Origin of the sequence: Actinomycetospora sp., from assembly GCF_036497585.1 — a bacterium.
In the GTDB taxonomy this organism is placed as follows: Bacteria; Actinomycetota; Actinomycetes; order Mycobacteriales; family Pseudonocardiaceae; genus Actinomycetospora.
Window position 1 is genome coordinate 26,301 of sequence record NZ_DASXJD010000091.1, and the last position, 9,207, is coordinate 35,507.

General features: G+C 75.8%; 8 protein-coding genes and 1 pseudogene. 4 read left to right on the forward strand and 5 right to left on the reverse strand.

What is annotated here, in order from left to right; all coding sequences use genetic code 11:
* Positions 1–56: 56 nt before the first annotated feature.
* A complete protein-coding gene (locus VGH76_RS08280; RefSeq protein WP_331556159.1) occupies positions 57–1,619 on the forward strand; it encodes a zinc-dependent metalloprotease in 1,563 nt (520 codons plus the stop codon).
* 7 nt (positions 1,620–1,626) lie between these two features.
* Here the strand turns inward: VGH76_RS08280 and VGH76_RS08285 are convergent, their stop codons facing one another.
* Positions 1,627–2,199: a M48 family metallopeptidase gene (locus VGH76_RS08285; RefSeq protein ID WP_331556160.1), complete on the reverse strand. Its 573-nt coding sequence runs from the start codon at positions 2,197–2,199 to the stop codon at positions 1,627–1,629.
* Between the two features lie 53 nt (positions 2,200–2,252).
* On the opposite strand from VGH76_RS08285, the gene VGH76_RS08290 reads away from it, so the two are divergent.
* Positions 2,253–3,245 (forward strand): TOMM precursor leader peptide-binding protein, encoded by a 993-nt coding sequence (locus tag VGH76_RS08290; protein WP_331556161.1) that lies wholly within the window; start codon positions 2,253–2,255, stop codon positions 3,243–3,245.
* Complete coding sequence (locus tag VGH76_RS08295) at positions 3,232–4,548, forward strand: ABC1 kinase family protein (RefSeq protein ID WP_331556162.1); 1,317 nt, start codon at positions 3,232–3,234, stop codon at positions 4,546–4,548. Before VGH76_RS08290 ends, VGH76_RS08295 begins: the two co-directional genes overlap by 14 nt.
* Before the next feature lie 165 nt (positions 4,549–4,713).
* On the opposite strand, the gene VGH76_RS08300 is transcribed toward VGH76_RS08295, so the two are convergent.
* From VGH76_RS08300 to VGH76_RS08315, 4 genes are all read right to left on the reverse strand, one after another.
* Positions 4,714–5,031 carry a WhiB family transcriptional regulator gene (locus VGH76_RS08300; RefSeq protein WP_331556163.1) on the reverse strand — a complete coding sequence of 106 codons (318 nt, stop codon included), beginning with the start codon at positions 5,029–5,031 and terminating at the stop codon, positions 4,714–4,716.
* A gap of 120 nt (positions 5,032–5,151) precedes the next feature.
* Entirely contained in the window at positions 5,152–5,445 is a 294-nt protein-coding gene (locus tag VGH76_RS08305; protein ID WP_331556164.1) for a hypothetical protein, read from the reverse strand.
* 164 nt (positions 5,446–5,609) lie between these two features.
* Positions 5,610–7,730, reverse strand: coding sequence for an ATP-dependent DNA helicase UvrD2 (locus VGH76_RS08310; protein WP_414637693.1), 2,121 nt, complete (start codon positions 7,728–7,730; stop codon positions 5,610–5,612).
* Positions 7,731–7,882: 152 nt separating this feature from the next.
* A complete protein-coding gene (locus tag VGH76_RS08315; protein ID WP_331556165.1) occupies positions 7,883–8,593 on the reverse strand; it encodes an AraC family transcriptional regulator in 711 nt (236 codons plus the stop codon).
* A 73-nt stretch (positions 8,594–8,666) separates the two neighbouring features.
* On the opposite strand from VGH76_RS08315, the pseudogene VGH76_RS08320 reads away from it, so the two are divergent.
* Positions 8,667–9,207: pseudogene (locus VGH76_RS08320) on the forward strand (aldehyde dehydrogenase); the annotation flags it as partial.

The following is a 9,207-nucleotide window of genomic DNA, read 5'->3' on the forward strand; positions in this document are numbered from 1 at the left end:
CCTGAGGGCTCACCGGACGGGCGTCGGCGCAGCGTGTCACGCGTACCGTGGGCGCCATGAGTGACCTGCCCTTCGGTTTCGGCCCGTCCGACCCCGACGACCCGCGCCACCAGGGGTCTTCCGGGTCTGGCTCCGGCGGCTCCGGGTCCGAGGGTCCGGGCGGCTCCGGGTCCGAGGGTCCGGGCGGCTCCGAGGGTCCCGGCGGCTTCGGCTTCAACCCCGGCGGCGCAGGCGGCAACCCCTTCGCGGCCTTCGGCGGCGGCGGTGCGGGCGGTCCCGGCGGGTTCGACCTCGGTCAGCTCGGCCAGATGCTCACCCAGCTCGGTCAGATGCTCTCCGCGAGCGGCGGGGCCGGGGCGGGCGGAGACGGTCCGGTCAACTACCAGCTCGCCGCCCAGATGGCCCACCAGCAGATCACCGCGAAGGGCGCCCCCCGCGCGGAGGAGAAGACCGCGATCGAGGAGTCGGTGCGGCTCGCCGAGCTCTGGCTCGACGACGCCACGACGCTGCCCTCGGGCGTGTCCAGCGTGACGGCCTGGTCCCCCGACGACTGGGTCGACGCGACCCTGCCCACCTGGAAGCGGCTGTGCGACCCGGTGGCGCGCCGCGTCGCCAACGCCTGGGTGGAGGGGCTGCCGGGCGAGGCGCGCGAGATGGCGGGCCCGATGCTCGGGATGATCTCGCAGGTCGGCGGGCTCGCGTTCGGCTCGCAGCTGGGCTCGGCGCTCGGCCAGCTCGCGGGGGAGGTCCTCACCTCCTCCGACATCGGCCTGCCTCTCGGGCCCGAGGGCACCGCGGCCCTGTTGCCCGGCGCGGTCGCCCGCTTCACCGAGGGCCTCGACCGTCCCTCGAGCGAGGTGCTGGTGTTCCTCGCCGCCCGCGAGGCCGCCCACCACCGGCTCTTCGGGCACGTGCCGTGGCTGCGCCAGCGGCTGCTCGCGACCGTCGAGGAGTTCGCGCACGGCATCACCATCGACACCTCGCGGATCGAGGAGCTCGCCCGCGACCTCGACCCGTCCAACCCGGCGGCGATCGAGCAGGCCATGTCCTCCGGGCTCTTCGAGCCGCAGACCACCGAGGCCCAGAAGGGCGCGCTGGCTCGGCTGGAGACGCTGCTGGCGCTCGTCGAGGGCTGGGTCGACCACGTCGTCGCACAGGCGGTCGGGGATCGGCTACCGGGCGCGAGCGCGCTGCGCGAGAGCATGCGCCGCCGCCGCGCGTCGGGCGGTCCCGCCGAGCAGACCTTCGCGACCCTCGTGGGGCTGGAGCTGCGCCCCCGCCGGCTGCGTGACGCCGCCGAGCTGTGGCGCCTTCTCGGGGAGGCCCGCGACGTCGACGGCCGCGACGCCGTGTGGGCCCACCCGGACCTGCTGCCGACCGCCGAGGACCTCGACGACCCGGCCGCCTTCGTCCGCGGGCGGGCCGCCGTCTCCGAGGACGCCGACACGTCCTTCAGCGACCTCGACGACCCGATCGCCCGGCTGGAGCAGGAGATGCGCGCCGAGCGGGAGTCCGGGGGCCCGGCCCCCGACAGCGGCACCGACGGTGGCGCGGACGGCGGTACGGACGGGTCGACGGGCGACGGCTCGACGGACGACGGCGGGGACCCGAAGGCCTGACCCGGCCTCAGTCCTCGTCCGCCTCGCCGCCGATCTCGAGCCCGGCCCCCGCGGAGAGGCCCTCGAGGTAGCCGATGGCGCGCTCGCTGCGCGGGTAGCGTGCCTCGAGCGCCCGGAACGCCGGGCCGTGACCGGCCTCGCGCAGGTGCGCGAGCTCGTGGACCAGCACGTGGTCGAGCACCCACCCGGGCACGTCGCGCAGCCGCTCGCTGACGCGGATCGTGCCGTCGACCGGGGTGCAGGAGGCCCACCGGGTCCGCATCGGACGGGTCCAGCGCACCGACACCGGGCGGGGCCAGCGACCGTCGGGGCCCGCCGCGTCGAGGTGCTCGCGAGCAAGGCGGTCGGCGCGGGCCGCGAGGTCGTCGTCGCCGGCTCCGCGTCCCGGACGACGACGCTGCTCCGAGCGCTCGAGCCGGCGCAGCATCTCGGCGACCCAGTGCTCCTCCTGCGCCCGGCTCATCGACGCCGGCACCGAGACGATCACCGTGTTCCCCTCGCGGCGGGCGTCGACGGTGCGGCGCCGGCGGGCGCTGCGGCGCACGACGACCTCGGGTCGCCCGGATTCCGACTCGGCCACGTCCCGCACGGTAGGCGAGGGAGCCGACAGGCCCCCGCGCGCGTCCAACCCCCGTGAGTCGCTCCCTGATGGCCCGCCATCCCGACGACCGCCCGGTGCTGCTGTGGCGCGACGCCGCCACCGCGCAGTTCGGGGCCGACCCCGCGACGGCGCTCACCCTCGCCGACCTGAGCCCGCCGCTCGCCGCGCTGGTCCGCGACCTGGACCGGTCGGTGCCGCCCGCCCTCGCCGTCGCCGGGGCGCTCGCGCGCGGCGGCGCGCCCGCCGAGGTCGCGTCCGTGGTCGCCGCGCTCGCCGGGGCCGGGCTGGTCGCCGCGCCGCGTCCCGGGCCGGCCCCCGCCTACGTGCGCGTGCACGGCGCCGGGCGGGTCGGGACGGCGGTCGCCGTGGCGCTGGCGGGCGCCGGGGTGGGCCGGGTCGCGGTGCGCGCGCTCGGCACGGTGGCACTCGGCGACGTCGGGACCGGGCTGCGCGACGGCGACGTCGGGCGCCCCGCGGTGGTCGCGGTCGCGGAGGCGGTCGCCCGGGCCGCACCCGCCGTCGTCGTCTCCGAGCCCACGCGGCGGCGTCCCGACCTCGCCGTCCTCGTCGGCCCCGAGGCGACCGACCCGGTGCTCGCCGCCCGCCTGCTGGCCCGTCACCAGCCGCACCTCGCGGTCACCGCGCACGGCGGGACCGGCACCGTCGGGCCGCTCGTCCTCCCCGGCCGGGGGTCCTGCCTGCGCTGCGCGCAGCGTCGTCGCGCCGCGGAGGACCCGGCGTGGCCCCGGCTCGCGGCGCAACTCGCGGGCAGGCCCACCGGGGTGGGGGCGACGACGGCCACCGCGGTCGCCGCGCTCGCCGTCGAGCACGTCCTGGCGCACCTCGCCGGGACCCCGACGCTCGTCGACCGCGCGCTGGAGCTCGACCTCGCCGGCGGCACCCTCACCCCGCTCGCCCGCCCGGCGCACCCGGGATGCGGCTGCGCGCGCCGCCCGGAGGGGGTGCGCCCTGAGCGAGCCGACGCGGGAGCGGCAGGGGACAATCGACCACGTGTCGTCCGATGACATCCCGCGCCGATCGGTCCAGCGCTCCGCGCGCCTGGCGTCGCTCCCCCTGGGATTCGCGTCGCGTACGGCGGCCGGATGGGGCAGGCGCCTCGCGGGCGGCGACGCCGGCGAAATCTCCGCCGACGTCGCCCGTCGGGGCGCCGAGCAGCTCTTCGCCGTGCTCGGCGAGCTCAAGGGCGGTGCGATGAAGTTCGGACAGGCGCTGTCGGTCTTCGAGGCCGCCGTCCCGGACGAGCTGGCCGAGCCCTACCGGGAGGCCCTGACCCGGCTGCAGACCGCGGCGCCGCCGATGCCGGCCGGGCGCACCCACCGGGTGCTCGCCGAGCAGTTCGGCCGCGGCTGGCGCGAGCGCTTCCGTGAGTTCGACGACACCCCGGCGGCCTCCGCGAGCATCGGCCAGGTCCACCGCGCGGTGTGGGGCGACGGGCGCGAGGTCGCGGTCAAGGTCCAGTACCCGGGCGCGGAGGAGGCTGTGATGGCCGACCTGCGCCAGCTGCAGCGCTTCGCCCGTCTCATCCAGCCGATGGTGCCGGGTATGGAGATCAAGCCGCTGCTCCAGGAGCTGCGCGACCGCATGGCCGAGGAGCTCGACTACCGCGACGAGGCCGACGCCCAGCGGACGTTCGCGGCCGCGTTCGAGGGCGACGAGCACGTCGTGGTGCCCCGCGTGGTTGCCTCGGCGCCGAAGGCGATGGTCTCGGAGTGGATCGAGGGCACGCCGCTCTCCCAGATCATCCGGACGGGCGAGCCCGAGGAGCGCGACCGCGTCGGGAAGCTGCTCTCGACCTTCCACTTCTCCGCGCCCGCTCGGGTCGGGCTGCTGCACGCCGACCCGCACCCCGGGAACTTCCAGATCCTGCCCGACGGGCGGCTGTGCGTGATCGACTTCGGTGCGGTCGCCCGGCTGCCCGACGGCCTGCCGCTCGAGCTCGGCCACATGCTCGCGCTCGCGGTCGACGACCGTTCGGACGAGCTGCTCGAGCTGCTGCGCCGGCTCAGCTTCGTGCTGCCCGGCACCGACATGTCCCCCGACGAGGCGGCCGCCTACCTCAGCCCGCTCGTCGACCCGTTGCGGGTGGAGAAGTTCCACTTCACCCGGGAGTGGATCCGGGGCCAGGCCGAGCGGCTGGGCGACCTGCGGCGGCCGGAGTTCGAGACCGGGCGCGGGCTGAACCTCCCGCCGCAGTACCTGCTCATCCACCGGGTCACGCTCGCCTCGGTGGCGGTGCTCTGCCAGCTCGACGCCGAGGTCCCGATGCGGCAGATCTTCCGGGACTGGCAGCCGGGCTTCGACAACTGAGCCGGGTCTGTCTTCGAGCGAAGGGCACCTTCGGTCGAGTAGATCGGCCAGGGGAACCCTTCGCCGGATTCCTCGCGGGCCGCCGGTTTCGAGTGAAGGGCACCTTCGGTCGACTAGATCGACCGAAGGTGCCCTTCGCTCAGTTCGACGACGAGCCCCCGGCGGTCACGCCACGCCGGCTGCCTGCCGGGCGGCGGCGATCTCGGCGTCACGGGCGAGGTCGGCCTTGCTGGGCCGGCCCCGGGGCCGCTTCCGCGCGATCACGGCTCCACGGTCGAGGATCTCGCCACCCCAGACCCCGGCGAACTCCCGCCGTTCCAGGGCACCGGTCAGGCACATGCGGCGAATCGGGCAGGACCCGCACAGCACCTTCGCCTGCTCGAGCTCGGCGGGGCTGTCGGAGAACCAGAGGTCGTCGGTCTCCTCCCGGCAGGGCAGCGAGACCGACCCGAGTATTTCGGGGGCAGAAGGGACGGAATACATGCTCGGACCTCCTACGGCGGGTGTTCGGGGATCACCCGTGGCCGCGGAGCAGTCCTCGCCCTCGACAGACGAGAAAGGCCGCGAACCCGGGGGGTCCGCGGCCTGGCGATCGGGAGTGTGTCAGCCACACCCGCCGCTGGGACGCGGACGCTGAGGGTCGAGATCGTCGTGCTGGCGCTTGCGCTGCGACATCCCGCTCGGGACGCCCTGCGGGGAGATCTCTCCCCAGGCGCTCGCCGCGACCGGGACGGCCGCGAAGGCGCGCGTCCGGGCGAGCCCCGCGTACGGGACCTCCTGGGACGGCAGGAACGACGTCGAGCAGCGCGCGGTGGCCAGCGGCGATATGCCGGAGGCCGCGGGCACAGCGGTCACCCGTGACGGGGAGACGGGTGTGCCCGTGAGCAGCAGCTTCATGATCGGCACACCCCCTGTCACAGCGAATCGACCCGGCACGTCCGCGCCGGTGCGCTCGAACTTAGGGGCCCCCTCGCGAGGGCCGCAACGGAATTTCCGCGAGATCCGTAGAAGTTCTTCCCGACGACGGCGGCCGGTGCCCGGACGGCCACGAACGGTGCGCGCTACCCCGCGTGCTCGCGCACCATCGTCAGCACCTCATCGCCGTAGCGCTCCAGCTTCGACGCCCCGATGCCGGGGATCGTGACGAGCCCCTTCGCGTCGGTCGGGCGCTGTTCGGCGAGCGCGACGAGGGTCGCGTCGGTGAACACGACGTAGGCGGGGACGGAGCGCTGCTTGGCCTCGTTCGACCGCCACGCCCGCAGCGCGTCGAGCAGGTCGACGTCCACGTCGGACGGGTGCTCGGTGCAGCGGCCGATCTTCTGGGCTCCCGGGTCGGAGAGCACCTTCCCGCACACCCGGCAGCCCGCCTTCGCGACCTTCGCCTTCGGCCCGCCGTCGACCCCGGTGCCGGCCTTGCGCGCCGCCGGGTGGTCCTCGGGCACCAGCCCGTAGAGGAAGCGGCTCCGGCGCCGGGAACGACGACCCCCCGCCGAGCGCGAGAGCGCCCAGGACAGCCGCAGGTGCACCCGCGCCCGGGTGACCCCGACGTAGAAGAGCCGCCGCTCCTCCTCGACGGCGTCGTCGTCGCCATCGGCGTGCTGGATCGGCAGCGTGCCGTCGATGAGCCCGACGAGGAACACCGCGTCCCACTCCAGCCCCTTGGCGGCGTGCAGCGAGGCCAGCGTGACGCCCTGCACCGTCGGCGGGTGCTGGGCCTGCGCGCGGGCGTTCAGCTCGGCGAGGAACCCGCCGAGGGTCGTCTCCGGGACGCTCTCGACGAGGTCGGCGGCCAGCTCGGCGAGCGCGCGCAGCGACTCCCAGCGCTGACGCTGCGCGCCGTCGGCGGCGCCGCCGGGCGGGGGCGTCTCGGTGAGGCCCTGTTCCCCGAGCACCGCGCGCACCGCCGTGACGACGTCCTGCCCGACCACGCCGTCGGGCCCCCCCTCGACCCGAGCCGCCGTCGTGCGCAGCGCGGCGATCGCGTTGCGGACCTCGGTGCGTTGGAAGAACCGCTCGCCGCCGCGCACCTGGTAGGCGATCCCGGCGTCGGCCAGCGCCTGCTCGTAGACCTCGGACTGGGCGTTGACGCGGTAGAGCACCGCGATCTCGGCGGCCGGCACGCCGTCGTCGACGAGGTCACGGATCTGCTCGGCGACCGCGGCGGCCTCGGCGGGCTCGTCGTCGTGCTCGGCGAAGTCGGGCGCGGGCCCGGGCGGCCGCTGCCCCTCGAGGCGCAGCCGGGACCCGGCCGCCCGGCCCCGGGCCGCCCCGATGACCGTGTTGGCGGCCGCGACGACCTGCGGGGTCGAGCGGTAGTCGCGCACCAGCCGCACGACGGCGGCCTCCGGGAAGCGGCGCGGGAACTCCAGCAGGTAGGACGGGCTGGCGCCGGCGAACGAGTAGATCGTCTGGTTGGCGTCACCGACCACGGTGAGGTCGTCCCGGCCACCCAGCCACGCCGAGAGCAGCCGGTGCTGCAGCGGCGTGACGTCCTGGAACTCGTCGACGACGAAGCAGCGGTAGCGCTCGCGGAACTCGTCGGCCACCTCGATCGATCCCTCGAGCGCACCGGCGGTGTGGATCAGCAGGTCGTCGAAGTCGAGCTGCTCGGCGCGGTTCTTGAGCTGCTCGTAGGAGTCGTAGACCCTGGCCACCTGCTCGACCGGCGCCGGGGTGTCGCGCTGGGCCTTCGTCGCGGCGGCGGCGTAGGCGTCGGGCGCGACGAGGCACGCCTTGGCCCACTCGATCTCGCTCGCGAGGTCGCGCAGCGACTCCCGCGTGGTCGGAGCGTCGGCGCGCTGGGCGGCCTGGCCGACGAAGCGCATCTTGTTGTCGAGCACCGGCCACACCTCGCCGCCGACCGAGCGCGGCCAGAAGTAGCGCAGCTGGCGCAGGGCCGCCGCGTGGAAGGTCCGCGCCTGCACGCCCCCGACGCCGAGGTCGCGCAGCCGGGTGCGCATCTCCCCCGCGGCGCGCGCGGTGAACGTGACCGCGAGGACCTGCCCGGCCCGGACCTGCTCGGCGCGCACCAGGTGGGCGATGCGGCGGGTGATCGTGCGGGTCTTGCCCGTGCCCGCGCCGGCGAGCACGCAGACCGGGCCGCGCGGGGCGAGCACGGCGGCCCGCTGCTCGGGGTCCAGCCCCTGCTCCGGGGTCTGGCTGGGCGCCGCGGTCACCGTCACCGCCCCATCGTCTCAACCCGGTCCGACGTCGTGGGGCGGGACGGCCCGGCGGGTCGCGGAACGGACCTCACCTGCCGGAGCGAACGGCGCTCTCAATGCTCCTACGCGCCCGATCGGCCCGCTCGCTCCGGAGGATCGGCTCGGACGAGGTGTCACCCCGACCGGGCCCGGCGGCGGAACCCACCCGGCGTCTCCCCGGCCAGCCGGGTGAACTGCCGGGTGAAGGCCGGCTGGTCGTAGAACCCGCAGGCCAGCGCGATCTCGGCCAGCGGCCGGTCGGTGCCCGTGAGCAGCACCCGGGCCCGGTCGATGCGGGCGCGCAGCACGAACTGGGTGGGCGCGAGCCCGAACACCGCCCGCATCCGCCGCTCGAGCGCCGACACCGAGAGCCCGGCGGCCTCGGCCATGTCCTCCACCCGCGGTGGGTCGTCGAGCCGGGACTCCACCAGCTCCACGACCCGGGTGAGTGCCGGGATCGCCGGGTCGGCCACGTCGGCCGAGCGCAGGTCCTCCGACACGCTGACGACGCCGGCCGTGGTCCAGTCGGCGCCCGGCACCGGGATCTTCGTCGTGAGGTACCAGCCCGGGGTGCCGCCCTCGCGGCGGATGAGCTCGAGCTCGTGGCGCAGCGGGCGCCCGTCGGCGAGGACCCGGGCGTCCTGCTCCTCGTAGCGCTCGGCCAGGGCCGCCACGAACAGCTCGCCGGCCCGGCGGCCGATCACCTCGGAGCGGGTCCGCTGGTTGGTCCTGCGCACGAACGCGTCGTTGACCTCGACGTAGCGCCCGTCCGCGTCCTTGGCGCAGAACATCACCCCGGTCAGCTCCGCGAAGAGCGCCAGCAGCGCGGAGGCGGGCACCTCCATGGTCGTCCTCCCGCCCCGAGGGAGCGGGAATCGTACAAGAGCGACGGCCCCGGACAGGACGACGATGGACCCCATGAGCGAGCAGGTGATCGCGCCGACCGGACGGATCGACGAGCCGATGGTGGAGCGGGCCGTCGCCCGTGCCGAGCGGTGGAGCAGGGCCAGTGCGGGCGGGCACGACACCGCCACCCGCCGCCTGGCCTCCCTGGTGCACGACCCCGACGGCGTCGAGTTCGCGCTGCGGTTCGTCGACCGGGTCGCGCGTCCCGACGACGACGGCGTCGCCGCGCGCGAGCTCGCGCGCCTCGCCGGCCGGGGCGCGACGCTGCCCGGGTTCGCGAACCTCGTCGACCGCACGATGCTGCGCACCGGCGCGGTGCTCGCGCCGACCGCGCCCCGCCTCGTCGTCCCGCTGGCCCGGCGGCGGCTGCGCGCGCTCGTCGGGCACCTCGTCGTCGACGCCTCGGACCGGGCGCTCGGCCGTCACCTCGCCGCGGCCCGGGCGCGGGGCAGGCGGCTGAACCTCAACCTGCTCGGCGAGGCGGTCCTCGGTGAGGCCGAGGCCGAGCGCCGCCTCGAGCGGACCCTCGCGCTCATCCGCCGGCCCGACGTCG